This window comes from Halomonas sp. H2 (assembly GCF_050215315.1).
Taxonomy (GTDB): domain Bacteria; phylum Pseudomonadota; class Gammaproteobacteria; order Pseudomonadales; family Halomonadaceae; genus Vreelandella.
This window is the reverse complement of the sequence record NZ_CP189760.1, coordinates 3195051-3221094: the sequence shown is the minus strand read 5'-3', so window position 1 is coordinate 3221094 and position 26044 is coordinate 3195051. Positions and strand designations below refer to the sequence as shown.

Annotated in this window: 22 protein-coding genes; 13 read left to right on the top strand and 9 right to left on the bottom strand. The window is 57.5% G+C overall.

Features of this window, described 5'->3' with window-relative positions; translation table 11 throughout:
- The first annotated feature begins 173 nt into the window (after nucleotides 1–173).
- The 5 genes from ACQE2I_RS14965 (at nucleotide 174) to nanR (ending at nucleotide 5176) form a co-directional block, all read left to right on the top strand.
- Nucleotides 174–1175 (top strand): sialic acid TRAP transporter substrate-binding protein SiaP, encoded by a 1002-nt coding sequence (locus ACQE2I_RS14965; RefSeq protein ID WP_427028844.1) that lies wholly within the window; start codon nucleotides 174–176, stop codon nucleotides 1173–1175.
- 93 nt (nucleotides 1176–1268) lie between these two features.
- Nucleotides 1269–1799 carry a TRAP transporter small permease gene (locus ACQE2I_RS14960; protein ID WP_427028843.1) on the top strand — a complete coding sequence of 177 codons (531 nt, stop codon included), beginning with the start codon at nucleotides 1269–1271 and terminating at the stop codon, nucleotides 1797–1799.
- 86 nt (nucleotides 1800–1885) lie between these two features.
- A complete protein-coding gene (locus ACQE2I_RS14955) occupies nucleotides 1886–3265 on the top strand; it encodes a TRAP transporter large permease (protein ID WP_427028842.1) in 1380 nt (459 codons plus the stop codon).
- Nucleotides 3266–3311: 46 nt separating this feature from the next.
- The gene (locus ACQE2I_RS14950) at nucleotides 3312–4388 is read left to right on the top strand and encodes an Ldh family oxidoreductase (protein ID WP_427028841.1); all 1077 of its coding nucleotides are present in this window, start codon (nucleotides 3312–3314) and stop codon (nucleotides 4386–4388) included.
- Between the two features lie 65 nt (nucleotides 4389–4453).
- The gene (gene nanR / locus ACQE2I_RS14945) at nucleotides 4454–5176 is read left to right on the top strand and encodes a transcriptional regulator NanR (RefSeq protein WP_427028840.1); all 723 of its coding nucleotides are present in this window, start codon (nucleotides 4454–4456) and stop codon (nucleotides 5174–5176) included.
- Between the two features lie 24 nt (nucleotides 5177–5200).
- Here the strand turns inward: nanR and ACQE2I_RS14940 are convergent, their stop codons facing one another.
- From ACQE2I_RS14940 to ACQE2I_RS14920, 5 genes are all read right to left on the bottom strand, one after another.
- A complete protein-coding gene (locus ACQE2I_RS14940; protein WP_427028839.1) occupies nucleotides 5201–6778 on the bottom strand; it encodes an aldehyde dehydrogenase (NADP(+)) in 1578 nt (525 codons plus the stop codon).
- Between the two features lie 12 nt (nucleotides 6779–6790).
- Nucleotides 6791–7795, bottom strand: a complete 1005-nt coding sequence (araD1, locus tag ACQE2I_RS14935; protein ID WP_427028838.1) for an AraD1 family protein — start codon at nucleotides 7793–7795, stop codon at nucleotides 6791–6793.
- 27 nt (nucleotides 7796–7822) lie between these two features.
- Entirely contained in the window at nucleotides 7823–9106 is a 1284-nt protein-coding gene (locus tag ACQE2I_RS14930) for a TRAP transporter large permease (RefSeq protein WP_427028837.1), read from the bottom strand.
- Nucleotides 9107–9109: 3 nt separating this feature from the next.
- The gene (locus tag ACQE2I_RS14925; RefSeq protein ID WP_427028836.1) at nucleotides 9110–9703 is read right to left on the bottom strand and encodes a TRAP transporter small permease; all 594 of its coding nucleotides are present in this window, start codon (nucleotides 9701–9703) and stop codon (nucleotides 9110–9112) included.
- Between the two features lie 115 nt (nucleotides 9704–9818).
- The gene (locus ACQE2I_RS14920) at nucleotides 9819–10895 is read right to left on the bottom strand and encodes a TRAP transporter substrate-binding protein (RefSeq protein ID WP_427028835.1); all 1077 of its coding nucleotides are present in this window, start codon (nucleotides 10893–10895) and stop codon (nucleotides 9819–9821) included.
- A 268-nt stretch (nucleotides 10896–11163) separates the two neighbouring features.
- Here ACQE2I_RS14920 and ACQE2I_RS14915 point away from each other — a divergent pair, with 268 nt between their 5' ends.
- Genes ACQE2I_RS14915 through ACQE2I_RS14900 form a run of 4 tightly spaced genes read left to right on the top strand, consistent with a single transcriptional unit; the run spans nucleotide 11164 to nucleotide 15718 of the window.
- The gene (locus ACQE2I_RS14915; protein ID WP_427028834.1) at nucleotides 11164–12966 is read left to right on the top strand and encodes an IlvD/Edd family dehydratase; all 1803 of its coding nucleotides are present in this window, start codon (nucleotides 11164–11166) and stop codon (nucleotides 12964–12966) included.
- Between the two features lie 52 nt (nucleotides 12967–13018).
- On the top strand, nucleotides 13019–13963 hold the full coding sequence (locus ACQE2I_RS14910) for a DMT family transporter (protein WP_427028833.1): 945 nt from the start codon (nucleotides 13019–13021) through the stop codon (nucleotides 13961–13963).
- Between the two features lie 31 nt (nucleotides 13964–13994).
- Nucleotides 13995–14765 carry a FadR/GntR family transcriptional regulator gene (locus tag ACQE2I_RS14905; protein ID WP_427028832.1) on the top strand — a complete coding sequence of 257 codons (771 nt, stop codon included), beginning with the start codon at nucleotides 13995–13997 and terminating at the stop codon, nucleotides 14763–14765.
- Nucleotides 14766–14791: 26 nt separating this feature from the next.
- Nucleotides 14792–15718, top strand: coding sequence for a Gfo/Idh/MocA family protein (locus tag ACQE2I_RS14900; protein WP_427028831.1), 927 nt, complete (start codon nucleotides 14792–14794; stop codon nucleotides 15716–15718).
- An 89-nt stretch (nucleotides 15719–15807) separates the two neighbouring features.
- Here the strand turns inward: ACQE2I_RS14900 and ACQE2I_RS14895 are convergent, their stop codons facing one another.
- The 3 genes from ACQE2I_RS14895 to ACQE2I_RS14885 form a co-directional block, all read right to left on the bottom strand.
- Nucleotides 15808–17109: a TRAP transporter large permease gene (locus tag ACQE2I_RS14895; RefSeq protein ID WP_427028830.1), complete on the bottom strand. Its 1302-nt coding sequence runs from the start codon at nucleotides 17107–17109 to the stop codon at nucleotides 15808–15810.
- A complete protein-coding gene (locus tag ACQE2I_RS14890; RefSeq protein ID WP_427028829.1) occupies nucleotides 17109–17714 on the bottom strand; it encodes a TRAP transporter small permease subunit in 606 nt (201 codons plus the stop codon). The genes ACQE2I_RS14895 and ACQE2I_RS14890 overlap by 1 nt, the downstream gene beginning before the upstream one ends.
- Before the next feature lie 110 nt (nucleotides 17715–17824).
- Nucleotides 17825–18844, bottom strand: a complete 1020-nt coding sequence (locus tag ACQE2I_RS14885; protein ID WP_427028828.1) for a TRAP transporter substrate-binding protein — start codon at nucleotides 18842–18844, stop codon at nucleotides 17825–17827.
- A gap of 259 nt (nucleotides 18845–19103) precedes the next feature.
- On the opposite strand from ACQE2I_RS14885, the gene ACQE2I_RS14880 reads away from it, so the two are divergent.
- Both ACQE2I_RS14880 and ACQE2I_RS14875 read left to right on the top strand, forming a co-directional pair.
- Nucleotides 19104–20849, top strand: a complete 1746-nt coding sequence (locus tag ACQE2I_RS14880) for an IlvD/Edd family dehydratase (RefSeq protein ID WP_427028827.1) — start codon at nucleotides 19104–19106, stop codon at nucleotides 20847–20849.
- 62 nt (nucleotides 20850–20911) lie between these two features.
- On the top strand, nucleotides 20912–22012 hold the full coding sequence (locus ACQE2I_RS14875) for an aldose epimerase family protein (RefSeq protein ID WP_427028826.1): 1101 nt from the start codon (nucleotides 20912–20914) through the stop codon (nucleotides 22010–22012).
- 71 nt (nucleotides 22013–22083) lie between these two features.
- Here ACQE2I_RS14875 and ACQE2I_RS14870 read toward each other — a convergent pair whose 3' ends face one another.
- Nucleotides 22084–23310 (bottom strand): ROK family protein, encoded by a 1227-nt coding sequence (locus ACQE2I_RS14870; protein WP_427028825.1) that lies wholly within the window; start codon nucleotides 23308–23310, stop codon nucleotides 22084–22086.
- A gap of 151 nt (nucleotides 23311–23461) precedes the next feature.
- Between ACQE2I_RS14870 and ACQE2I_RS14865 the strand changes: the two genes are divergently transcribed.
- Both ACQE2I_RS14865 and ACQE2I_RS14860 read left to right on the top strand, forming a co-directional pair.
- Nucleotides 23462–24973, top strand: coding sequence for a sugar ABC transporter ATP-binding protein (locus tag ACQE2I_RS14865; RefSeq protein WP_427028824.1), 1512 nt, complete (start codon nucleotides 23462–23464; stop codon nucleotides 24971–24973).
- Entirely contained in the window at nucleotides 24966–25994 is a 1029-nt protein-coding gene (locus ACQE2I_RS14860) for an ABC transporter permease (protein ID WP_427028823.1), read from the top strand. The genes ACQE2I_RS14865 and ACQE2I_RS14860 overlap by 8 nt, the downstream gene beginning before the upstream one ends.
- Nucleotides 25995–26044 lie beyond the last annotated feature (50 nt).

Below are 26044 nucleotides of genomic sequence, written 5' to 3'. Positions count from 1 at the left end.
CGACCAACTAGGTTTGAAGCTGGTGGTATGATACGTATACAGCAAGATGGTCAGTTACGCTGGCTGTCACCACTTAACTAACCAACACACCACAATAAACAGCAACACATCGCAATGAATAGCAGAAAATCTCAATAACCAACAACAAATCTAACGGTTGCGAGGAGTACACAATGAGTCACAAAAGCCAGCAACATCTCCGTATGTCCCGCCTGCTAACCGCCACGCTGATCGCGAGTGGTCTTACGCTGAGCGGTGCTGTGCATGCGCAAGAAGAGCTTAATTTTGCCCACGTCTATGAGACATCCGAGCCCTTTCACGAGTGGGCCCTATGGGCAGCGGATGAAATTGAGGAGCGTACCGATGGGCGTTATGCGATCAACGTCCACGCGGCGTCGTCACTCGGTAAGGAAGCGGATATCAACGAGGGCCTACAGCTGGGCACCGTTGATCTGATCTACACCGGCAACCAGTTCGCCGGTCGCTTTTATGGCCCCGTAGGGATTGCCGGCGCGCCCTATATGTTCCGCGATTTCGACCATTGGCAAGCCTACGCTGACAGCGACCTGTTTCAGGAGATTGCCCAGGGGTATCAGGACGCGACTGGCAACGTGCCCTTGGCGATGAATTACTACGGACGTCGTCATGTCACCTCCAATGAGCCGATTAATACTCCGGAGGACATGCAAGACCTGAAAATTCGCACCCCTAATGCGCCGATGTACATGATGTTCCCGAATGCGGTGGGCGCCAACCCTACGCCGATTGCTTTTTCCGAAGTCTACCTAGCACTGCAGCAGGGTGTGGTGGATGCTCAGGAGAACCCGCTGCCAACCATTCGCGCCAAGGCGTTTTATGAGGTGCAGGACACTATCAATCTGACCGGCCACATCACCGACTCCTTGATCACCATCGCCGGTGGGCCATTGTGGAACCGCCTCTCCGAAGAGGATCGTGAAATTTTCCGTGCGGTTTACGCTGAAGCCGGGGAGCGCATTACCCAGGATATTCAAGCCTCCGAGGAGGAGCTGGTTGCTTGGTTTGGGGAACAGGGTGTGAATGTCAATGAGGTGGATATCACCCCCTTCCGCGAAGCCACGATTCCGGCCCATAACGGCGACGCGGCGACCTGGGATCAAGACACCTATGATCGCCTGCAGGCCATCGGCCAATAACGTCGAACGGTCAGTTCTTTCCTGAAAGACTGCTTTCGTAGACCACGACTCGCCCCGCCCTAAGCCTAGGGTGGGGCGAATGGGAACTTTTCTATGAGCCAACACGACGCTACTGACGAGATCAGCTTCGCTGGCCTCGACGATGACTCCTTCGACATCCGTGAGTATGCCATGGAGGATTTCCTGACCCTGGGTATCTTCTGGCTTCTCGCTCTGGATGTTTTTTTGCAGTTCTTCAGCCGCTATGTACTCGGCAACTCCATCGCCTGGACCGAAGAGATGGCGCGCTACTTGCTGGTAATGGTGGGCTTTCTGGGGAGCACTATGGCGGTGCGCAAGGGGTCACATATTGCCGTGGAGTTCTTCTATCGCTACATGCCGATGTGGCTTGGGCGTTTGATGTCTACGGTAGTGGATCTGATTAATATCGCCTTTTTCGCCATTATGGCCTGGATCACCTTCAAGCTGGCCGACCGCACCAGTGCGATGATGGTGTCGGTAGATATCCCTAAAAGCTGGCTCTACTACCTCGTTATGCTTGGCTTCATCATGATGCTAGTGCGGGGTATTCAGGTGGCGATTCGGCACTGGCGCACGGGTTCCCATGAGCTACTTAATACCTAGCTAGTCGATACTCAGCCACTCGATACTCAGCCACTCGATACCCAGGCATGACCCGCCACAACGATACTCTTGCGGAGATCACTCCAATGCCCAACATTTTGTCCATGCGGCGCGGTGGCTCGATGGTAGCGCCGCTGGTCGCGGCAGTCGCCATACTCGGCTGCATCGCGTTGGCCGTTACCCAACACTACCTACTGTTTTTGTTTGCGGCGCTATTCACCCTGCTCGTGATGGGGGTGCCCATTGCCATTAGCTTGGCCGGTTCGTGCCTGCTCTACGTGCTGCTAACCGGCAGGGTGCCTGATGTTGTGGTGGTGCACCGTATGATCAACGGCGTCGATAGCTTTCCGCTGTTGGCGATTCCGTTCTTCATCCTCGCCGGTAACCTGATGAACAACGGTGGCATTACCTCGCGGATCTTCGACTTCGCCAAGGCGCTGATGGGGTGGATGCGTGGCGGCCTTGGCCACGTCAACGTTGGCGCCAGTATCGTCTTCTCCGGCATGTCCGGTGCAGCGGTGGCCGATGCCGGAGGCCTGGGCACCATTGAGATCAAGGCTATGAAGGATGCTGGTTACGATGAAGAATTTTCGGTCGGGATCACGGCCGCATCATCGACCATCGGCCCGATCATTCCGCCTAGCCTGCCGATGGTTATCTATGGCGTGATGGCGTCGGTTTCAGTCGGCCAACTGTTTGTCGCAGGCCTGGTGCCGGGGCTGTTGATGGGCTTGGTGCTAATGGCGATGATCACAATCATTTCACGTCGGCGCGGCTATACACGCGATGCGGTGTTCTCATTCCCGGTGCTCGGGCATAGCTTCAAGCGGGCCTTTCTGTCGCTGTTGACGCCGGTGATCATTGTTGGCGGCATCATGAGCGGCGCTTTCACCCCCACAGAAGCCGCTATCGCTGCGGTGGTGTACGCGCTGGTGCTGGGTGGCGTGGTCTATCGCAGTCTAACCTGGCGCCGCTTGCTCAAGGTCAGCATGGAAACTATCGAGACCACGGCGGTCATCCTGCTGATCGTTGCCGGAGCCTCGATATTTGCCTGGATTCTGACCAGCAACCAGGTCACTCAGCACGTGGTGACACTGCTGGGGCCATTCGCCGATAACCCCATCGCGACGCTGATCATCATCAACCTGGTGCTGATCGTGGTGGGCTGCTTTATGGAGACCATTGCGGCGATCACCATTCTCGTGCCGGTACTGTTGCCCGTGGCGATCACCGCAGGTGTCGACCCCGTTCACTTTGGCGTGATCATGGTGCTTAACCTGATGATCGGTTTGCTGACACCGCCAGTGGGCATGGTGCTCTACGTGCTGTCACGGGTTTCCGGTATTTCGTTCGAGAAATGCATGCGCGGCACGCTGCCGTTTCTGGTGCCGCTCGTCATTGCGCTGTTGTTGGTCACCTTTGTCCCGGCCATCTCTCTTTGGCTACCCACGCTAATTTATCGTTAAGCACTACCGGTAACGGTTTAATATTAAGACCAGGAGTATGTGACCCATGACCGATTTGGCGTCGGACTTTCGCGTCGCACGCGAAGACCTTACTCGCTTTATGCAAGCGGCCCTCGCGGCGGCGGGGGCTAATCAGGCATCTGCAGATGCGGTAACTCGCGCACTGGTGACGGCGTCGCGGATGGGCACCGACAGCCACGGCCTACGCCTGTTGCCCCACTATTTGCAGGCGCTTAAAGGCGGGCGCATTAACGGCACGCCCAACATACGTTTTCATCAGCGCTTGGCCGCAACGGGGTTCTTGGATGCGGATGATGGGTTAGGCCATCTGGCGGGTTATGCCGCCATGGAACACGCCATGGCAATGGCGGAAGAGGTCGGCATAGGCGCTGTTGCGGTGGGTAACTCATCACATTTCGGGGCTGCGGGTTGCTATGCCTTGGCAGCCGCCCAGCGCGGTTATCTGGGGATGGCGTTCTGTAACTCTGACCCCTTCGTGCTGCTGCATGAGGGCGCCAAACCTTTCCACGGCACTAACCCTATCGCCTTTGCAGCGCCGGTGGCGGGAGAGGCGCCGTATCTGCTGGATATGGCAACTAGCTCAGTTCCCTGGAACCGCGTGCAGCAGTACGGCGCGATTGGCCGTGAGCTGCCGGACCAGGTTGCTGCCGATGCCAGCGGAAAGGTCAGCCGCGACCCTAGCGAGATCGCCGCACTGCTGCCGTTAGGCGGCAATGGCTTTGGCTTTAAGGGCGCCGGGCTGGGCGGCATGGTGGAAATTCTAAGTTCGATGCTATCGGGCATGCAGCACGGTTTTAAACTGCTGCCCATGGGCGGGCCGGATATGTCGACCCCGCGCGGGGTGGGGCACTTCTTTCTGGTGATGAAGCCCGATGCGTTTGTAGACGAAGGCACTTTCGCGCGCGGGTTGGCCGAGTACTTGGCCGACCTGCGTAGCCAGCCTGCCACCGAGGGTACAGAGGTGCTAGCGCCGGGAGATCGTGAATGGCGCTGCCAAGCGCAGCGTGATGCACAGGGCATTCCTCTCGACTCTGCCAATCAATTGGCCTATGCCGAGATCGCCGAGCAGTACCAAGTAGCGCCGTTATCGCGGCTGGGTTGAAAGACAATAACCAGAAATGCAGTAAAATGGCGGCGAATTCCAGGTTAACCAGGGGGTGACTGCCTATGAGCAGATACCGGATCGAGCGCAAAACGCTGTCCGAACAGGTCGCCGAACAGCTCGAGGCGGAGATTCTCGAGGGGCGGTTGAGTGAGAATGATCAGCTGCCCTCGGAAAGAGAGCTGATGGAGCAGTTTGGGGTGGGCAGGCCAGCCGTGCGTGAAGCATTGTTCCACCTGCAGCAGCTTGGGCTCATCGCTATTAATAGCGGCACCCGTGCCAGGGTGATTAGGCCTACCGCAGAAGCGGTGATGGCCAGGCTTTCCGGGGTAACCCGGCAGCTGCTTTCCAAGCCTGATGGGCAGCAATATTTTCAAGAAGCGCGGGCCATGTTTGAGATTTCATTGGCTCGCTATGCGGCGCGTAACGCCAGCGAAGAAGATTTGGCTCGGCTACACGAGGCGTTGGCCGATAACCGCGATGCGATTGGCGATGAAGCGCGCTTTAAGCGCTCCGATAATGACTTTCATGGCGTGTTGGCGAGCATTGGTCGTAATCCCATTTTCGATGCTATCCATGTAGCGCTTTCTGAGTGGCTAGACGATCGCCGCGCGCTGGTATTGCAGCAAAAAGATGAAGATAGAGCGGCCACGGCCGCCCATACCGAAATCATTGCAGCGATTGAATCCCGCGATCCGGACGCAGCCGAGGCGGCCATGCGGCGCCACCTCGACCGACATTACGGGACGTACATGCAGCTTAAAAAGCGTCTGTCTGATGCCTCTTAACGCCGCATGCTTGCGCTACAGGTGTTAGCCCTCGCGCTTGCCGTCCACTAAGCGTGAAACGTTAAACGGATTGCCGTCTTGTAGCGCTTCCGGCAGCAGGCCCGCGGGTAAGTCTTGGTAGCAAACCGGGCGTAGGAAACGGTAAATGGCCGCGCTGCCCACTGATGTGGTGCGTGAATCCGAGGTGGCCGGGTACGGGCCGCCGTGCACCATGGCATGACCTACTTCAACACCGGTAGGCCAACCGTTGGCCATAATCCGCCCAGCGCGACGCTCAAGCACCGGCAGCAAACGTTTGGCAGCTGCTAAATCGCCCTCATCTAGCTGTAGCGTTGCGGTCAGTTGGCCTTCCAGCTTTTGGGCCACCTGCTGCATTTCATCGCTATCACGGCACTCAATGACTAGGGACGTCGCGCCGAACACTTCACCTTGCAGCGCCTCGTCAGATAAGAAGTCGCTGGCGCTGGTGACAAACAGCGCTGTTTGGCAGCTATGCGGGCCATCGCCCGTTTGCCCACGGGCGATTTCCGTGACGCTGGCATTGTCAGCCAGGGCTGCCACGCCGCTCTGATACGCGTCGTGGATGCCAGGGGTGAGCATGGTCTGCCCAGCACTGCCTTTAACGGCTTCGCCAGCGGTGGCGACAAACGCATCCAGGTCGGCGCCTTTAAGGCCAATCACGAGGCCAGGATTGGTACAGAACTGGCCAGCGCCCATATTGAGCGAGGCCACAAAGCTTTCGGCAAGCTTAGTGCCGCGAGCCTTCAGCGCTTCAGGCATCAGAAAAACCGGGTTGATGCTGCTCATTTCGGCGTAAACGGGGATCGGCTCAGGGCGTGCTTGCGCTGTCGCCATCAAGGCGGTGCCGCCATTGCGCGAGCCGGTGAAGCCTACCGCTTTAATACGCGGGTCGGCGACCAGTGCCTGGCCGATCTCTTTACCTGAGCCGAACAGCAGTGAAAAGACCCCTTCCGGAAGCTCGCATTTCGTCACCGCGCGCTGAATCGCGCGACCGACCAGCTCAGAGGTGCCAGGGTGGGCCGAATGACCCTTCACCACGACCGGGCAACCCGCCGCTAGCGCAGAGGCGGTATCGCCGCCCGCGACGCTAAACGCAAGCGGGAAGTTGCTGGCACCGAATACGGCCACTGGGCCTAACGGAATGTGGCGTTGGCGCAGGTCTGCGCGGGGCAGCGGCTGGCGCTCCGGCAGGGCTGGGTCGTGGCGAATATCCAGCCACTCACCCGCGCGCACCACCGAGGCGAACAACCGTAGCTGACCGCAGGTACGGCCACGTTCACCTTCCAGACGCGCCTGGGGCAGGCCGCTTTCAGCCACACCGCGCTCGGTAAGCTCGCCACCGATCGCCTCAATCTCCTCAGCAATGGTTTCTAGGAAGTGTGCACGTGCCTCTAGCGAGGTCTCGCGGTATTGGTCAAACGCTGCTTCAGCGAGCTCGCACGCCTGTTCCACCTCGGCGCGACTACCGCCCAGGTAGCTGGGCGCTAGAGCTTCACCCGTAGCAGGGTTAATGGCGACAATCTCAGCTTTTGAGCCGGTAACGGCCTGTTGACCGATAAGTAGTTTGCCTTGCAGTGTCATGTTGGCCTCCTTTTAAAGGGCGTTAACGATTGATGCGTGGTGTGATTTTTCGTGAGCCTGCTGCACGCGCAGCGTGTTGCGCAGCGGTCGGCCAAAGTCGCCAAGAGCGATTTCGAAGCGATCGCCGTCACGGGTTTGAATGCCATCGGCAAAGCTCAAGGTTGCCGTGCCAAAAAAGTGAACGTGAACATCGCCAGGGCGGCAAAAGCCAGGGTACTTGAAGTGGTGGTATTCAAGGTTGGCGATGCTATGTGCCATGTTGGCTTCGCCGGTGAGAAACGGCTTTTCCCACAGCGTTTGATCGTCGCGCACAATGCGGCTGGTGCCTTCAAGATGATTAGGCAGCTCGCCAATCAACAGTTCCGGCCCAAAGCTGCACGCGCGTAGCTTAGAGTGCGCCAACCATAGATAGTTGAAGCGCTCGGTGACGTGGTCGGAGAACTCATTGCCGACCGCGTAACCGACCCGCCAAGGTGCGCCATCGGCGCCAATCACATACAGCCCGGCAAGCTCGGGCTCTTCACCGGCATCTTGGGCGAACTCAGGAGAGGGCATCTCGGCTTCAGGGGCGACGATGCAGTCACCGTCACCCTTATAGAACCACTCCGGCTGGGCGCCCGGCGTGTTATCAGCCGGTTTACCGCCCTCGACGCCCAGCGTGAACATACGCATGGAGTCGGTCATATCCTCTTTCGCGGCCTGAGCTTTAGCATGCATAGCCGAGCGCGTGTCGGCGCTGCCTAGGTGCGTTAAGCCGGTGCCGGTCACTAAGCAGTGGGCGGGGTCGGGGTGGGTGAGCGGTGGTAGCAAGCGCCGTTCGTCAATCAGCTGCTGGTAATCGACCTTTGCCTCGCCTAAGCGCGAGGTAAGCGTATTTTTAAGCGATTCGCCAGCCGCGATAGCCGCTTGCGCGAGGCCATAGGTACCGCCTTCAATGGCAATCGGGCGCACGGTCGTGTCGCTCTCTACCAAGGCTACCCGCAGCTGCTGCTGGTCCAGATATTGAATTAAACGCATCGTCATTTCCTTGTAAAGCGTTAGTAATCAGTTACCGCGCACGGCGGTGAGGTCCGGCAGCCACGTAACAATGCCGGGGAACGCGATCAAAATAACCAGCACCACGAGTAGGGCGGCGTAGTAGGGCAGCATGGCTTTAACGAGCTGTTCCATTGAGACCTTGCCGACCCCGCAACCCACATATAGGCAAGTGCCCACTGGTGGTGTCAAAAGGCCGATGCCGAGAATGAACGCCATCAATACGCCGAAATAGACCGGATCAACGCCAACTGATGTGACAATCGGTGTCAGCATTGGCGCCATAATCACCATCGCCGGGGTTAGATCCATCACAAACCCGACTAGCAGCAGCAACCCTGCAACGATCAGCAGTAGTAGAAAGGGGTCTTGGGTAATCGCTTGCACCTGCGTCACTAACGTCTGCGGCACCATGTTAATGGTTAAAAACCATGCAATGACGGTCGCAAATGCTAGCAGCAGCAAGACCATGCCGGTCAAGCGGGCGGTGCGAATCAACATGCCCCAAAGAGCGCTAATCTTAAATTCGCGGTAAACGACTAACGAGATAAACAGCGAGTAAAGCAGCGCCGCAACGGCGGCTTCGGTGGCGGTAAATACCCCGCCAATGATGCCGCCGATGACAATAAACGGCAGAACTAGCGCCAGCCAAGCGGCTTTGAATGCTTGCCACAGCACATCAAAACGGAACTTACGGGTCTGACCCGCATGGCCGATGGTGGCCATAATGAAGGTCGTGGCCATCAGCCCAAAACCAATCAATATGCCCGGCACAATACCCGCGATGAACAGGCGGCTAATCGAGGTCTCGGTAACAATACCAAACAGAATCAGCGGAATAGACGGCGGAATAATAATGCCGATCACCGATGAGACGGTGTTGATCGCGGTGGCTTGGGGGGCGCTATAACCCTGCTTGGTCATCGAGGGGATCATCATCGCCCCGGTGGCGGCAGTGTCTGCCACGGCTGAGCCGCTAATGCCGCCGAAGAACATCGAGCCGGTAATCGCTACCTGGCCAAGGCCTCCGCGCACGAAACCCACCAGCGCTCCGGCCAGTTCCATCAAGCGACGGGCGATACCGCCGTTGCTCATGACTTCGCCAACCAGAATAAAGAACGGAATCGCTAACAGCGGAAAGCTGTTCACCCCACGAACCGACTGCTCAATCAAAATCGATAGCGGAATATCAGAGAGAAAAGCCATAACAACGGCGGCAATGCCCAGACCAAAGGCGATGGGCAAGCCCAGGGCGAGCGAGGCAAACAGAATGCCTAGAAAAATCCATAACATGGTCTAACGACCTCCATTAGCGGTGGTCGCAATAGCTGGCGAGCGTATCTGCCCAACGCTCTGCCAAGCGCGCCAAATAGCCACAGCGGCAATAAAAATCGCACACAGAACCAGCGAGACATTAATCAGGTTCCAGGGCACATTCAGGATGGCGGTTTGACTGGAAGCACGCGTCATCACTAATACGCCGCCCCAAATAATAACACCCATTAACAGCGTGATGATCACGTGTTGTAACAGGTACAGCATATGCGCGGCACGGGGCGCTAAACGGCGCACTAAAATGTCGACGGCGATGTGCTCATAGCGGGCGAACGCCGCGGCGGCACCGATAAAAATCAGCCAGATAAACAGCATGCGAGCCAGTTCATCGGCCCACGGCACGGAATTATTAAACACCGCGCGACCCACCACATTGACCGACACTGAGACGATAAGCGCCACCAGTAACGCTGCAATAAGGTGCTCCATGGCCAGCGTCAGCCAGCGAAACAGCGCGGGGCCACGGCGCTGCTCGGTGTCGATCTCTAACGGTTGGCGTTGAGGGTCGTCGAGAAAGACTGCCGTATCAGGAATTTGCGTGTCAGGTATATCCATGAGCTCTCCGAAGAGACAAGCAACGACAAAACAAGAGGCATTTGCCCCTTGTTTTGTTAACAGTTTTATCTAGCAGTTTTATCTAGCAATAGAGCGCCGAATAAAAGCGCGGCGCTTATTCAGTCATTGAGGATTCGGCAAGGCGCTGGAACTCAGCAACCAAATCTTCGCCGATGCGCGGCGCCCACTCTTCATAAACTGGCTGCACGGCTTCTTGGAAGGCGGCGATTTGCTCGTCATCCAGACGGGTAATCTGCATGCCACGCTCTTCGAGTTGATCACGCGCCCAGTCATCGTATTCGCTTGAAAGCTGGATTTCGTAATCAGCAGCCTGCAGGGCGGCCTGTTGCACCAGTTCCTGATACTCAGGGTCTAGGTTGTCCCAGGTGCGCTCAGAGATCATTTTGATAAAGGGCGTGTAGACGTGACGGGTTTCTGAACCGTAGTCCTGCACCTCATGGAAGTTGGACGTCAGGATGGTGCTCCAGGGGTTTTCCTGGCCGTCAACAACGCCCTGTTCCATGGCGGAAAATAGCTCACCAAATGCCATTGGCGTAGGGTTGGCGCCAAGCGCTTCCCAAATGGCCAGATGCACCGGGTTTTCCATGGTACGAATCGACAGGCCGCGAACGTCTAAGCCAGCAACATCATCAGGCGAAGCGACTTCCCGCGCGCTATTGGAAAGCTGGCGAAAGCCGTTTTCGGAGAATGCCAGTGCTTTCAGGCCAGTGCCGTCAAACGCATCGAGCATCTCTTGGGCCGCGTCGCTGCGCATAGCCGCTACGGCGGCTTCGCGCGTCGGTAGCAAGAAGGGCAGATCAAAAACCGCTAGCTCTTCAACGTAGCCCGTCGCGGGTGAGGATGAAGGATAGGTCATATCCAGCGTGCCGGTCTGCAGCATTTCCATCATCTGCACGTCGTCGCCGAGCTGGCTGTTGGGGAAGATATTAACAGTGATTCGACCGTCGCTGCGCTGATCAAGAATATCCGCAAAGTACTGGCTGGAAATATACTGAGGCGAGCTTTCGGCCAAGCCAAGCCCCATGCGTAGGGTAACGCTGCCGTGATCACCCACCGTATCGCCATCAATTTCAGGCGGGTCGGATAGGTCGGGTGTTTGCGCATAGGCCATGCCTGAGCTGAGCAGCGTAGCACCGGTTACTAATAGGGTGCGTTTCCATAGATAATGCATAGTTGTCACTCTCCTGGCGTGCTACAGGTCGCTCCACTAAGGGCGTCTTCCAAGCGAACCGCAGCGTGATTGCTGTTGTAGTTATGTGTTCGCAGCGCTGCCTGCTTTGATGAAGCTTTGATGAAAAAAGCGCTGCAACCCTTAGCTAAATGTCTAACGTTTTGGCTATATGTTCAACATATACTTTTGTATGTGTCGACCCAGCCGCGAAGAAAGCGTACCTTGCTTACTAACTTTTTTCTATTCACTCTAGGCGTGGAGTAACACCATGGCCAATTTTCGGCGCATGACATCCGAGCAACTGCGTTCACGTTACTGGTTCGATAACCCAGACCATGCTGGCACTACAGCGCTGTGCATTGAGCGTTACCTCAATTACGGCATCACGTTAGATGAGTTAACCAGCGGTAAGCCGATTATTGGTATTTGCCAGTCAGGGTCTGACTTAACGCCGTGTAATCGACACCACATTGATCTCGTTAAACGGGTGAAAGACGGCATTCGTGCGGCGGGCGGCGTACCGTTTGAATTCCCCATGCACCCTATCCACGAAAACGTGCGCCGGCCCACTGCCGCGCTGGATCGCAATCTGGCCTACTTGGGCATCGTGGAAGTACTCCACGGCTACCCACTAGACGGCGTGGTACTGACCACCGGCTGCGATAAAACCACCCCGGCTGCGCTAATGGCAGCGGCAACGGTGAATATTCCCGCCATTGTACTTTCCGGCGGGCCGATGCTAAACGGCTGGCGGGGCGCCGAGCGGGTGGGCTCAGGCACGATTATTTGGGAGCTACGCAAGCGCCTAGCAGCGGGCGATATCGACTACGCGGAATTCCTTTCCCGTGCCAGTGATTCGGCGCCCTCGATTGGCCACTGCAATACCATGGGCACCGCCTCCACCATGAACTCCATGGCCGAAGTACTGGGCATGAGTCTGCCAGGTTCAGCGGTCATTCCCGCGCCCTACAAAGAGCGTGCGATGGTGGCTTACGACACCGGCACGCGAATTGTCGATATGGTCTGGGAAGACCTGCGCCCGCTAGATATTCTGACCCGCGAAGCGTTTGAGAACGCCATTGTGGCCTGCTCGGCGCTGGGCGGCTCTTCTAACGCGCCGGTGCATATCAACGCTATTGCCCGCCATTCGGGCATTGAGCTGGATAACGATGACTGGCAGCGCCTAGGGCATGAAATTCCGCTGCTGGCTAACGTCATGCCTGCAGGTGCCTTCCTATGTGAAGAGTTCCACCGCGCTGGCGGCGTGCCTGCAATTCTCCATGAGCTACAGGCAGCGGGTAAGTTGCACGGCGACGCGCTGACAGTGAATGGCCGCTCGATTGGCGATAACCTGGAAGGCCGCGAAACCCAGGATCCGGATGTGATTTGCCGTTATGCCGACCCATTGGTCGCGCACGCCGGCTTCCTCAATCTTAAGGGCAATCTATTCGACTCAGCGCTGATGAAGACCAGCGTGATCTCGCGGGACTTCCGCGAGCGCTTCTTGAACGACCCGGAGGACCCAGAAGCCTTTGAAGGCAAGGTGGTGGTGTTTGATGGCTCGGAAGATTATCACGCCCGTATTGATGACCCAGCGCTCAACATCGACGCCCGCACCATTCTGGTAATGCGCGGAGCAGGGCCCGTCGGTCACCCCGGCGGTGCCGAAGTGGTCAATATGCAGCCCCCGGAAGCGCTGATCAAACAGGGGATTGAATCGCTGCCGTGTCTAGGCGATGGCCGCCAATCGGGCACCTCCGGTTCGCCGTCGATTCTCAATGCCTCGCCTGAGGCTGCCACGGGCGGCGCTTTGGCGCTGCTGGAAAGCGGCGACCGGCTGCGGGTCGATCTCAAACGCGGCGAAGTACAACTGCTGATTGAGACCAGTGAGCTGGACGCGCGCCGCGAGCGTTTAGCCCAGCAGGGTGGCTACCGCTACCCCGACCACCAGACGCCTTGGCAGGAAATTCAGCGCAGCATGATCGAGCCGCTAGATCGCGGCATGACGCTGGAACCGGCCACCAAGTACCGCGATGTCGCTCGCCAGCACCCGCCGCGGGATAATCATTAAGCAGCGACAATCATTAACTAGTGACCAATATTAATAAGAGACAATTATTAACATGAGTCGTATGGAGGCATTATCACATCGCCAGCAAGGTCTGCTGTTAACTGGCGGCGGCGCGCTGATCATGGCCCCGGATGCCCTGCTAATTAAGGTGGCTGACCTGCCCGATGCAGAAATACTGATGTGGCGTGGTTTCCTTTCGGGACTGGGCTTTCTGCTGATTGCCCTAATGCGCTATGGCCGTGGCACCTTGGCGGCCTATCGCCGCTGCGGTTGGACCGGTATTGCCGTGGCGCTATTGTTTAGTTTAACAACTTGCGGTTTTGTGCTCGGCAATCAGTACACCAAGGCGGGTAACGTGCTGATGATCCTGGCCAGTTCGCCGCTGATCGCTGCGGCGCTCTCCTGGGTGATTCTTAAAGAGCGTTTGCCCCGGCGCACCTGGCTGGCGATCTTGGTGTGCATGCTAGGCATTGCCATGCTGGCGCTGGATGACGCGGGTGCTGGCTCCTGGGTTGGCAACGCCTTTGCCTTAATGGCGGCGACGACGCTGGCGATTAACTTTACCTTATGCCGCACGCGCCCAGGCGTCGATATGAGCCCGATGCTGGTCTTCAACGGCCTCATTGTGGGCAGCGTTGCCGGACTTTTCTGGCTGGCGGGAGGCGACACCACGCTGCCAGCGGCCAACCAACTTGGCGTAGTGATCCTGCTGTGCCTGATTATTGTGCCCTGCGGAGTGACCCTGCTACAGCGCGGGCCTCTCTATCTACCCTCCGCTGAGGTGGGCCTATTGCTATTACTGGAAGTGGTGCTGGGCACGTTACTGGCTTGGTGGATCCTCTCCGAGCAGCCAGCCCCGATGGCAATGGCAGGCGGCGTCTTAGTGATTGGCACACTCACTGCCAAGGGCCTCTATGAGCGCAGGTTGGAACTAAGACAGCGTGCCATGTTAGAACCCGAGCCGTCGATAACAGTGGACCGGTCAAGTACGTTATAATTGCCAGGAATTGAAATAGGGTCTTATCGCAGTGACGTCAACTCCCAGTAAGCCAGCGGCTCGCCCCAGCATCGCCGAATACCTCGCCGAGGAGATCTTCGGCGGGCGCTATCACCCTGGCGACTTTGTACCCCGTGAAATGGATCTATGCGAACGGTTTGCGGTTAACCGCTCGGCGGTGCGTAGCGACCTGCGCCAATTAGTTGACGCGGGCATTATCGAACGCATCTCAGGCCATGGCTCCAAAGTACGCGAATACTCAGAGTGGCATATTCTCGACCCGCAGGTGACCGAGTGGTTAACGCGCTACGCTGCGCCCAATCCGGATGTTCAGCGGGAAATTCTGGCTTTTCGCCTGGATGTTGAGCCCTACGTGGCAATGACGGCCGCCAAACGCGCCACAGCACGCGATCTCGTCGCCATTGAAGAGGCCTTTGAAGGGCTGGGGCAGAATCTGCACAACGCCACTTGCGACGAAGAGCGGCGGCTGCACAGTGAATGCGATGTTGCCTTCCACGAGGCGATCTTTAAGGCGACCCACAATATCGTGTGGGCACAGCTATCACATATTTTGCGCCCCTCTATCTATATGCTGGTCTCTATGTCCAACGAGAGTGCATCCGATCCGGAAGAGAGTCTGGAACGCCACCGTCAACTAATGGAAAGCATCCGCCTGCGCCGCCCTAGAGAAGCATTTTTGGCCGCCCAGGCGGTGTTGGCGGGTACCGCAGAAGCATTGGGGCTTGAGCATAGCGCCAGCTCGCTAGGCCGCACGGTTGAGTTACCCCACACCGCTCACTGACTCCCCTTTAATCACAAGGTGAATTTATGTCTGACCTCACTATTGGCCTAGTGGGCGTGGGTAAAATTGCCCGCGACCAGCATCTGCCGGCGATCACCGCCACTCCAAACTGCCACCTTCTCGCCACGGTAGACCCCTACGCCTCGCTACCTGATGTGCCAGGCTACCCAGGCATGGAGGCGATGCTGGACGCGCACCCGGGTATCGACGCCGTAGCCATCTGCACACCAACGCATCTACGCTACTCCCAGGCACGGGCGGCGCTTTTGCGCGGCAAACACGTGCTGCTGGAAAAGCCGCCGGGAGCGACGTTAAGCGAAGTGGAAGACTTGATGGACTGTGCGGAGCAACAGGGCGTTAGCCTGTTTGCCGCCTGGCACTCGCGGTTTGCCCCCGGCGTGGCTCAAGCTCAGCAGTGGTTAGCCGAACGGCAGGTACAGCGGGTGGAGATCGAGTGGAAGGAAGACGTGCGGGTATGGCACCCCGGTCAGGCATGGATTTGGCAGCCGGGCGGTATGGGCGTGTTCGACCCTGGCATTAACGCGCTTTCAATTGCTACGGCGATTCTGCCCCAACCATTTTTCTTGCGTCAGGCACGGCTGCTGGTACCCAGTAATGCGCAAACCCCGATTGCCGCGGAGCTCTCCTTCACCGACCCGGAGAGCGCGTCAATTGTGGCTGATTTTGACTTTCGTCAGCCTGGCCCGCCAATCTGGGATATACGCATCGACAGCGATGGCAGTCGCTTAAGCCTTACCCAGGGCGGCTGCCGCCTGATGATCGATGACCAACTCGTTATCGACGCCGAAGAGCACGAATATCAAGGCCTCTACGCAAGGTTTGGCGACTTGATCGTAAAAAAACGCAGCGAGGTAGATGTTGCCCCGCTGCGCCAAGTCGCCGATGCGTTTCTATACGGCCATCGTGAGAGTACTGACGCCTTTGTTGAGTAATCTCGCCAATGCGGCTTGTCTAATCACGCTTGCATCGAGCAAGCGTGAGATTGCATAGACTCACCGTAACGGATAGCCAACGGCAGCCGTTATAGCGGCCAAATAGCCAGTTGCGGCCACATCAATAGCGCCGCGAGTATGCACAGCTGAATGGCCATAAAGGGCAGTACGGATAGGTAGATATCTTTCAAGCTGATATCCGGCGGTGCCACGCTCTTAAGGTAGAAGGCGGCAGGCCCGAAGGGCGGTGACAGGAACGATACCTGCATATTCACGGCGAATAGGATGCCGAACCAGACCGGGTCGAAGCCGAGCTGAATAACAATAGGCAGAAAGATCGGCAGGGCTAGCATGGCGATCCCGATCCAGTCGAGGAATAGCCCCAGTACCAGCATAATCGCCATCATCACCAGGATGATCACTATTGGCGCTACGTCGAGCCCCAGAATCAAGCTCGAGACAAAGCGGTTACCGCCCATCAAGTTATAGACGCCCACTAGGGCGGCAGCACCGATACCGATCCAGATGATCATGCCACAGGTATTCATGGTCTGCCCCAGGCTGTGGTGCAGCATGCCGCGGGTAAACTCGCCGCGCACAATAGTGGCGAGCAGTACGCCGAAGACGCCCATGGCTGCCGCTTCGGTGACCGAGGCGATGCCGCCGTAGATAGTGCCCAGCACTAAAAAGGCAATCAGCCCCGGCAACAAAATGGCCTTGGCAGCTTCCAGCTTGGTGGCGAAAGGATTATCGAGCGCATTTTTATCTAATGGTGGGCCCAGCGCGGGATTCTTCAGGCAGCGCACCAACACATAGGCAATGTAGGAGCCCATTAGGATCACCGCTGGCGTCACGGCCGCAGCGAACAGGTCGGCAATCGAGACGCTGGCGATCAGGCCATAGATAATCAGCACGATGGAGGGCGGCATCATAGTGCCCAAGGCGCCCCCGGCACACACCACCCCAATCGAGAGATGCTTGTCGTAGCCTAAGCGCAGCATTTGCGGCAGCGCCAAAATCCCCAATAGCACAATCTCCCCGCCGATAATGCCCGACAGAGCGGCCAGGAAAAATGCCACCACGATGGTCTGCACCGCGACGCCGCCCGGCAGGCGGCCGGCGAAAACGCGCATAGCGTTGAACAGGTCTTTGGCAATGCCAGATCGATCCAGCAGTGATGCCATCAACACGAACATAGGTACCGCCACCAGGGAGTACTCGGTGATAAACCCATAAACGCGGCTGGTGACCAGCGGTAGTGCCGCCTCGCCAAACCAACCGAAGGTGAACGCCATGGCCACCAAACCGGTGATAAAGGCCAATGGCAAACCGGTGACCAATAGCGCGAAAATAGACCCCACCATCAGTATTGTTGCGGTTGAGATATCCATCAGCGCGCCTCCTCGGTGCGGGGCTTGGCCTTAAGCGATTGCCATAAATGCAGTACGGCCTGCAGTGTCATCAATGCCAGGGCAAACAGAATCATGCCCTTAACCATGGCGGGGAAGGGCGGATTCCATGAGGTGCCAGAGCGCTCCAGCGACCACTCGCCAAGCGGATTATGCGACGCCCCCCAAAACATATAGAAAGCGGCATAGCTCATCGACAAGCAAAAAATCAGCGTGAGCAGGTCATTGAAGCGATCCATCCAGCACTTCAGCCGTGGCCCAGCGCTGTCGTAGAGCACCTTAACGCGGATATGGCTATTGCGCGCCATGGCAGCCGGGCCGCCCAGCACGAAGATAACCGCGATCAGAAACACCACGGTTTCGTGTACCCAGGAGGTAGGGTTATTGAAACCGTAGCGCATAAAGACTTCGATGACGCTGATACCCATTGCCACCAGTACCAGCCAGGAAACAGCGCGGCTGCCCCGTGCCACCAGGCGGTCTAACGCATTACGTTCGGGGGCGATCTCCTCTACCGTTTCGAGGATCTCGGGAAGATCATGGGTGGGGGGAGAACGGTATTGATTGTCAGGCGTTTTTTGAGGCATGGCGCTACTCTACGCGCAACGCTCGGGGGTATCCCGAGCGATGCGTTGGTTAGGTTAATGAAGCCGAATTAATAGCAGAGAGTTGATAGCAGAGAATTGGCAGCCGAGAGTTAGAGCAGATTGCGTGAGCGCAAAAAGGCGGTCGCGGAATCATAAACCTTCTGGGTCATGTCATTTTCACCCGCCCACTCTTGCCACTCCTGCTCAGCCGCGGTGCGGAACTTGCGGCGTTCCTCTTCAGGCAGATTGAAAGGGTGAACATCCGGGTCTTCCTGAAGCCGCTGCAGCGTCTCGATGTCTTGCTCCTTGAGGCGAGCAATCAGATCGTAGGCCATGCCATCAAAGGCAGTGCTTAGCGTTGTTTGTAGCTCCTCGGGCAGCTCATCCCAGATGTCCTTGTTGATCGATACGGCGATCATCGGCATGGAGTGAAAGCCAGGGTAGAGCGGGTAAGGGGCGAAGGCGTGCAAGCCCATGGCGTCGTTATTTGAGAGTACCGTGGAATCCGCGGCGTCGATCACGCCTTTTTCCAGGCCGGTATACACCTCAGACCCCGGGAGGTTGACGGGCGTGGCACCAATGCGCTCGAAGATGTTGTACACCATGCCTTGGGGGGCGCGAATTTTAAGCCCCTCAAAATCGGCCATGGACTCGATAGGCACCGTGGAAGGTACCGACTCTAACGGAAAGGTCGCTGCACTAATCAAATGCGCACCGTAGGGCTCGACCAGTTCGTTATAGAGCTCTTCGCCGCCGCCGTACTTCATGTATTCCAGAAAGTCATAGGGGTTCTGCCAAGCACCGACAAGGTTGCCGAGCATGCCGAAAGCAGGGTCCTGGCCGGAGAAGTAGCTAGGGTCGGTCATATGGCCTTGCAGAATACCCGAGCTAACGGCAGTCAGTGTTTCGGTGGGACCGACCACAGAGTTGATCGGCATTACCTCAATTTCAACACGTCCGTCCGTCATGGCCGTGATTCTCTCGGCCCACTCTTGCTTGATCTTAAAGCTGGGCTCGCCCGAGGTTTCTGACGCCTGAAATTTCCATTCGTACTCGGCCGCCTGAGCCGTCGAAAGGCCTAGCAGTAATGCTGAGCCAGTAAGTAGAAGACTATATTTCGATTTGAGCATGGCACTATCCTCAAGGTTCTTGTTGTGGAAAGCGTTGTGGAAAGCGTTGTGGAGAACGGGGTAATTAACGCTGTGATGCAACGGGTCAATAACCCATGCAGGAGGGTAATGTTGAACATTAAGGTCAATTGTTCAACATATACTTTTGTATGGTCGACTATTATTGGTGGGTAGTTTAGTGTCTTGTGCATTCGACGCAGACATCACGACTACCATCAGATCGTCAGCTGTCCTCGACCTAAAACAAGGAGTTAACCTCATGGGCCAACGTCAACGTCCGCTGCGCTCTGCCGAGTGGTTCGGCACCGCCGACAAGAACGGTTTTATGTACCGCAGTTGGATGAAAAACCAAGGCATTCCCGACCATGAGTTTCAGGGCAAGCCGATTATCGGCATCTGCAACACCTGGTCTGAGCTCACACCTTGTAACGCGCATTTTCGTAAGTTGGCGGAGCACGTGAAAAAAGGCGTACTGGAAGCGGGCGGCTACCCGGTGGAGTTTCCGGTGTTTTCCAACGGCGAATCCAACCTGCGCCCCACGGCGATGTTTACCCGCAACCTGGCCAGCATGGATGTGGAAGAAGCCATTCGCGGCAACCCGATTGATGCCGTGGTACTGCTGGTCGGCTGCGACAAAACCACCCCGGCGCTTTTGATGGGCGCGGCGAGCTGCGATATTCCCACCATCGTGGTCACCGGCGGGCCGATGCTCAACGGTAAGCACAAAGGTAAGGATATTGGTTCCGGCACCGTGGTCTGGAAGCTCTCCGAACAAGTCAAAGCCGGTGAGATATCGCTGCACGATTTTATGGCCGCCGAGGCGGGCATGTCGCGCTCCGCCGGTACCTGCAACACCATGGGCACCGCCTCCACCATGGCCTGCATGGCGGAATCCCTGGGCACCTCGCTGCCCCACAACGCGGCGATTCCCGCCGTTGATTCCCGCCGCTACGTGCTCGCCCATTTATCGGGTAACCGGATTGTCGAGATGGTCAACGAAGACCTACGGCTGTCGAAAATCCTCACCAAGGAAGCCTTCGACAACGCCATCCGCACCAACGCCGCTATCGGTGGTTCCACCAACGCGGTGATCCACCTCAAAGCGATTGCCGGGCGTATTGGTGTCGATCTCAAATTGGACGACTGGAGCCGAGTCGGCCGCGGCACCCCCACGGTGGTCGACCTGCAGCCCTCAGGGCGGTTCTTGATGGAAGAGTTCTACTACGCTGGAGGCCTACCCGCGGTGCTTAGACGCCTGGGCGAGGCCGACCGACTGCCCTTCAAAGATGCCTTAACCGTCAACGGCAAAACGATTTGGGAGAACGTTCAGGACGCCCCGCTCTACAACGACGAAGTGATCCGCCCGTTGGACAACCCCCTCACCGCGGACGGCGGCATCTGCGTGGTGCGCGGCAACCTGGCGCCCAACGGCGCGGTGCTCAAACCCTCAGCAGCGACCGCCGAACTCATGCAGCATCGCGGTCGCGCGGTAGTGTTTGAAGACTTCGACGACTACAAAGCGCGCATCAACGACCCGGATCTGGACGTTGAAGCCAACGATATTCTGGTCATGAAGCACTGCGGCCCACGCGGTTATCACGGCATGGCGGAAGTCGGCAATATGGGCCTGCCGCCCAAGATTCTCGCCCAGGGCATTACCGATATGGTGCGCATCTCCGATGCCCGCATGAGCGGCACGGCCTACGGCACCGTGGTACTGCACGTCGCCCCGGAAGCCGCCGCCGGTGGCCCGCTGGCCGCAGTACGCAACGGCGACTGGATCGAGCTCGACTGCGAAAGTGGCCGGCTGCATTTGGAGATCAGCGATGAAGAGCTGGCCGCTCGCCTAGCCGAAAGCGACCCCACTGCGGCCTCAACGCTCATCGCCAGCCAGGGCGGCTACCGCCAGCTCTACATCGAGCGGGTACTACAGGCCGACGAAGGCTGCGACTTCGACTTCCTGGTCGGCTGCCGGGGCTCTGATGTGCCGCGTCATTCGCACTAAACAGGCTCGCGCTTAATTATCTTAACGCCGCGCTGGGTGAGATCAGTGATAAGGGGCAGCTTATGCCATGCATAGATGTTTGGATATTGGGTTATTTGCTAGATGGTCGTCAGGTCGACGGTTATCGGCTTACCAATGCCAATGGTATCGAACTGCAGGTGACCAACTATGGCGGCACCATCATGTCGCTGAAAACCCCCAATGTGGCGGGTGAGTTTGACGATATCGTGCTGGGTTTTAACTCACTGGAAGCCTATCTCTCCGATGAGTACCGTCAGGCCAACCCTTACTTCGGGGCGCTTATTGGCCGTTACGGCAACCGCATCGCTGGCGGTCAATTTTCCCTTGATGGGGAAAGCTATTCACTGGCCACCAACGATGGTAGCAATCACCTGCACGGCGGCCATCAGGGCTTCGATAAAGTGCTGTGGCAGGCCGAACCGTTTAAGAGTGAAGCAGGCACGGGTCTGATGTTGCGCTATACCAGTGAGGATGGCGAAGAGGGCTACCCCGGCAAGTTGGAGGCCGAGGTCACCTACACGCTGACCGATAATAATGAACTGGTGGTCGATTACCGGGCGGTGACCGACAAAGCCACCCCAATTAACCTCACTCAGCACAGCTACTTCAACCTAAAGGGCGAGGGTAGCGACACCGTTCTCGACCATCAGTTGATGCTTAACGCCGCTGAGTTTACGCCGGTCAACGAGACCTTGATTCCTACCGGTGAAATTCGCTCGGTGAAAGGAACGCCGTTCGACTTTACCCAAGCGACGCTGATCGGCGAGCGCGTTGAGCAGGATAACGAGCAGCTTGTTTTCGGCGGCGGTTATGACCACAACTTTGTGCTTGCCCGCGATAACGCGGCAGCGAATGAGTTGGTATTGGCCGCCAAAGTATGGGAGCCACAGAGCGGGCGCATGGTGGAAGTCTTCACAACTGAACCCGCGATCCAATTCTACTCAGGCAACTTTCTCAACGGTGATCTGATCGGCAAGCAGGGCCGGGCTTACGGTCACCGCTCAGGCTTCGCGCTGGAAACCCAGCATTTCCCCGATTCTCCTAACCAGAAAGCATTTCCCAGTACGATCTTAGCGCCCGGCGAGACATATCGCTCGCGTACGGCATATCGCTTTACTGCCCAGGCATCCTTCTATTCATAACCATGCGACTGGCAAACCAATACCCCAAAACGTCAAAGCTGCCGAGGTTCTGACGTACCGCGTCATTCGTACTAACCGACGGATTCGGCCTGGCTATCTAACAGCGTCTGGGCGTCAGTGGCGTGGAGCGCCATGGCGATGCCGCCCATGCAGGTCATATCGCGGTCCCAGGCGCAGCTTTCGATGCGGGTAGTGCCCTTCAGCTCGACTACCAATGCTTCATCAATGGCGCTGTGCAGGGCGGTTTGCATGGCGTCAAAGCCGCGCACGCCGGAACCGGTGATCAGCACCAGGTCAGGGTTGAATAGCGCCAGCACATTGGCGATGCCGTAACCTAGCGCCCGGCCTGCTTCGGCATAGATGCGCTGGGTTGCCGGGTCGCCTGTTAGGGCTAGTTGGGTCAGCGCCTGCATTTGCTGCTCGGAAGGGTGTGCGCTGTCGCCGGTGGGGAGTTCTAAGTGGTCGGCAGCGGCGCGATAGAGCGCGTAGTCGCTTGCATAGGCTTCGACACAGCCGCGACGCCCGCAGGCGCACAGGGCGCCGTCGGGCTGGTATTTGCTATGCCCAAACTCGGCCGCGGAACCATTCGCCCCCAGAAACGGCACGCCGTTAATCAGCACCGACATACCGATGCCGTAGCCCAGCATAATGACCACCAAGTTAGGGTAATCTGCGTATTTCGGCTGCGCTGCCAGTACGTTGGCGATGCAGTTGGCGTCGTTTTCCAACAGTACACTGCAGTGAAAACGCTCGCCTAAACGCGCCGATATCGGTGCATTGCGAAAGCTTAACGCGGGAGACCAGATAATCGTGCCGCTTTGCGAAGACACCACACCTTGCACCGCTAAACAGATCCCCGCCAAGCGCTGAAAGCCCTTTAGCTGTTGATCGCAAACCGCGCTGATCTTCTCTTCCAGCAGCGTTTCCAAAGCGTCGGCGCTCAGCGCCAAGGTGGGCACAACGTGATGCTCGCTGTGGCGTACTTGGCCGGCGAAATCGCCCACCACCAGTTGGAGCTCATTGATGGAGAGCTTAACGCACACCACGCAGGCGGCTTGTGGGTCGAGTTCGATCAAGGTTTTTGGTCGACCACGCCCGCTGGGGCGGAGCGTTTCGGGTGGCCGTTCACTGATCAGACCTTGCTGGAGCAGCTCGGCGCTGATCGAGGTCACGGTGGCAGAGCTAATGCCGTTCAACGCGCCCAGATCGACACGGGCAACCGGCCCTTGATCGCGTAGGGTGCGAATCACCGCCAAGGTGTTGTCGTGGCGGCTGGTATCACTGGAGGGAAGAGCCATAGAGTCGCCGTTATTTGGGGTAGAAAATACGACCTAAGTTGCATATGCATTTATTTATTTTAGCACCTAAAATAAATAAAGCATCACGCTAGTGCAATCAATGCTGGCAAGCCTTACGCAGATAATAACAACAGCAATAACAGGTGGCTCCATGCTCTTATCGGCGCGGCAAATCTGTCGCTCGTTTGGCGATAACCAAGTGTTATTCGATGTCGATCTCGATTTGCAGGCGGGCGAAGTGCACGCGCTGCTGGGCGAGAACGGCGCCGGTAAATCAACCTTGGTGAAAATTCTTGCGGGTTATCTTCGTCCTACCTCGGGTGAGGTGTTTCTCGACGGCCAACAGCAGCATTACCGTTCAAGCGGCGATGCGGAGGCCGACGGGGTGGTGATGATCCACCAAGAACTGGCGCTGGCCGAACAGCTAAGTGTCGAAGAGAACATCTTCTTGGGCTGCGAGCTGCGCCGGGGGCCATTTCTCAACCGTCGAGCCATGCGGGAACGCAGCAAAGAGGTACTGGCCGAGCTTGAAACCCACGTGAACCCCCGCGCCCGCGTAAAAGACTTGAGTACCTCTGATCAGCAGATGGTCGAGATCGCTAAGGCGATTACCCGCGATGTACGCGTGCTGATTATGGATGAGCCCACCGCTACCTTGACCGAAAACGAAGTCAAAGTGCTGTTCGCATTGATTAACCGGCTGCGTGAGCGGGGCGTGGCGATTGTGTATATCTCCCACAAGCTGCGTGAAATTGAGCAGATAGCGGATCGTGTGACGGTGCTGCGCGACGGCCATTTGATTGATAGCGGCCCGATGGCCGGGCGCAGCAAGGAGGAGTTGGCACGACTGATGGTAGGCCGCGAAATCAACGAGATGTACCCACCGCGCAGGCTAATTGCGCCTGACGCCCCCGTGGTGCTTGAGGCGCGGGCGTTTGTGGTGCCCGGCGCCGTGAAGCAGGCCAGTTTTACCCTGCGCCGGGGCGAGGTGTTGGGGTTTGGCGGTGTGGTGGGCGCCGGGCGCACCGCGCTGATTGAAGCGGTGCTGGGCCTGCGCGACAAAAGCGCAGGGCAGGTGCTGCGCAACGGTCAGCCGGTGGTGTTGCGCCACCTACGCGATGCGGTGCGTCAACGAATTGCCTATCTCACCGAGGACCGTAAGGGCAAAGGGTTAGTACTCAATATGGACCTACGCTCCAACGTTACGCTGCTGAATTTACGCGCTCACTGCCATCCGTTGATTGATCGCCGCCGCGAAGAGCAGGCCTTCCAAGAAGCAATCCAGCGCTTTGATATCCGCCTGCGCACGGCAGCACGCACCGCCGCTGAACTCTCCGGCGGCAATCAGCAGAAGCTGCTGCTCGCCAAGGTAATGTCTATCGACCCCGAAGTGGTGATTATCAACGAGCCGACCCGCGGTATCGATGTGGGCACCAAACACCAGATTTACCACTTTATCCGTGAGCTTACCGAGGCGGGCTGCTCGGTTATGTTGATCTCATCAGAGATGGGTGAGCTGATCGGGCTTTCGCACCGGGTGGCGGTGATGTGCGCTGGCGTACTCACCGGGGTGTTAGAAGGTGAGGACATAAATGAACAAGAAATCATGCAGTACGCATCCGGCATTAAGGGAGTAAGGGTAGATGAGCAGCGTCATGCCTAATAACAAAACGACCGCTAACAAAGCGGCTAACACCACGACTAGGCAAAAGGGGTTCGCTATCGACCTAAAAACCTGGGGGCCATTTATTGCGCTAGTGGTCTTGGCGCTGCTCGGCGTGCTGATTAACCCGGCGTTTTTGGGGCTGGATAACCTCTCGAACATGCTCACTCGCAGTGCCTTTATCGGTATTATCGCGATTGGCGCGACCTTCGTGATTACCGCGGGCGGGTTGGATCTTTCGGTAGGGGCGATGGCGGCCTTTATTGCCGGGGTAATGATTATTCTAATGAATAGCCTCGTCGCACAGTTTGGCGTGGGGCTGACCACCGTGCTATTGGGCGTGGGCGCCTCGCTGCTGCTGGGGCTGTGCGCCGGTTTTATCAACGGTATCGTGACGACCAAAGGCAAAATCGAGGCGTTTATCGTCACCCTCGGCACCATGGGGATTTACCGCTCGCTGGTCACTTACCTCGCCGACGGCGGCACCCTGACGCTGGATTGGGCGGTGCGCGATATCTATCGCCCGGTTTACTACGGCAGCTTTTTAGGCATCACCATTCCGGTCTGGGTGTTTTTGTTTGTCGCTGTGATTGGCTACATCCTGCTCAACTACACCCGTTTCGGGCGCTACTGCTTTGCCATCGGCTCCAACGAAAAAGTCGCCGAATACAGCGCCATTCATGTCGACCGAATCAAAACCATGACCTACATGCTGCAAGGCGTGTGCGTAGCGTTGGCGACGATTATTTATGTACCTCGGCTAGGCTCTGCCTCCGGTGCTACCGGGGTGCTTTGGGAGCTAGAGGCGATTGCCGCGGTGATCATCGGTGGCACTATGCTCAAGGGTGGCCATGGGCGCATCTGGGGCACGGTCATCGGCGCCATCATGCTGACTATGATTGGCAATATTCTTAATCTCACCGACGCCATTTCCAACTATCTCAACGGTACGGTGCAAGGGGTCATCATCATTGTGGCGGTGTACCTGCAGCGTGCCTCGTGGAGGAAAACAGGGCCATAAGAGCACCAGCAACCAACGCAACATCAACTCAAACTAGCTCGCAACAAAAC

Bases quoted from the DNA above. Each gene is read 5' to 3' on its own strand.
- ACQE2I_RS14965 (WP_427028844.1), top strand. From the start codon at position 174: ATGAGTCACAAAAGCCAGCAACATCTCCGTATGTCCCGCCTGCTAACC.
- ACQE2I_RS14960 (WP_427028843.1), top strand. From the start codon at position 1,269: ATGAGCCAACACGACGCTACTGACGAGATCAGCTTCGCTGGCCTCGAC.
- ACQE2I_RS14955 (WP_427028842.1), top strand. From the start codon at position 1,886: ATGCCCAACATTTTGTCCATGCGGCGCGGTGGCTCGATGGTAGCGCCG.
- ACQE2I_RS14950 (WP_427028841.1), top strand. From the start codon at position 3,312: ATGACCGATTTGGCGTCGGACTTTCGCGTCGCACGCGAAGACCTTACT.
- nanR (WP_427028840.1), top strand. From the start codon at position 4,454: ATGAGCAGATACCGGATCGAGCGCAAAACGCTGTCCGAACAGGTCGCC.
- ACQE2I_RS14940 (WP_427028839.1), bottom strand. From the start codon at position 6,778: ATGACACTGCAAGGCAAACTACTTATCGGTCAACAGGCCGTTACCGGC.
- araD1 (WP_427028838.1), bottom strand. From the start codon at position 7,795: ATGCGTTTAATTCAATATCTGGACCAGCAGCAGCTGCGGGTAGCCTTG.
- ACQE2I_RS14930 (WP_427028837.1), bottom strand. From the start codon at position 9,106: ATGTTATGGATTTTTCTAGGCATTCTGTTTGCCTCGCTCGCCCTGGGC.
- ACQE2I_RS14925 (WP_427028836.1), bottom strand. From the start codon at position 9,703: ATGGATATACCTGACACGCAAATTCCTGATACGGCAGTCTTTCTCGAC.
- ACQE2I_RS14920 (WP_427028835.1), bottom strand. From the start codon at position 10,895: ATGCATTATCTATGGAAACGCACCCTATTAGTAACCGGTGCTACGCTG.
- ACQE2I_RS14915 (WP_427028834.1), top strand. From the start codon at position 11,164: ATGGCCAATTTTCGGCGCATGACATCCGAGCAACTGCGTTCACGTTAC.
- ACQE2I_RS14910 (WP_427028833.1), top strand. From the start codon at position 13,019: ATGAGTCGTATGGAGGCATTATCACATCGCCAGCAAGGTCTGCTGTTA.
- ACQE2I_RS14900 (WP_427028831.1), top strand. From the start codon at position 14,792: ATGTCTGACCTCACTATTGGCCTAGTGGGCGTGGGTAAAATTGCCCGC.
- ACQE2I_RS14895 (WP_427028830.1), bottom strand. From the start codon at position 17,109: ATGGATATCTCAACCGCAACAATACTGATGGTGGGGTCTATTTTCGCG.
- ACQE2I_RS14890 (WP_427028829.1), bottom strand. From the start codon at position 17,714: ATGCCTCAAAAAACGCCTGACAATCAATACCGTTCTCCCCCCACCCAT.
- ACQE2I_RS14885 (WP_427028828.1), bottom strand. From the start codon at position 18,844: ATGCTCAAATCGAAATATAGTCTTCTACTTACTGGCTCAGCATTACTG.
- ACQE2I_RS14880 (WP_427028827.1), top strand. From the start codon at position 19,104: ATGGGCCAACGTCAACGTCCGCTGCGCTCTGCCGAGTGGTTCGGCACC.
- ACQE2I_RS14875 (WP_427028826.1), top strand. From the start codon at position 20,912: ATGCCATGCATAGATGTTTGGATATTGGGTTATTTGCTAGATGGTCGT.
- ACQE2I_RS14870 (WP_427028825.1), bottom strand. From the start codon at position 23,310: ATGGCTCTTCCCTCCAGTGATACCAGCCGCCACGACAACACCTTGGCG.
- ACQE2I_RS14865 (WP_427028824.1), top strand. From the start codon at position 23,462: ATGCTCTTATCGGCGCGGCAAATCTGTCGCTCGTTTGGCGATAACCAA.
- ACQE2I_RS14860 (WP_427028823.1), top strand. From the start codon at position 24,966: ATGCCTAATAACAAAACGACCGCTAACAAAGCGGCTAACACCACGACT.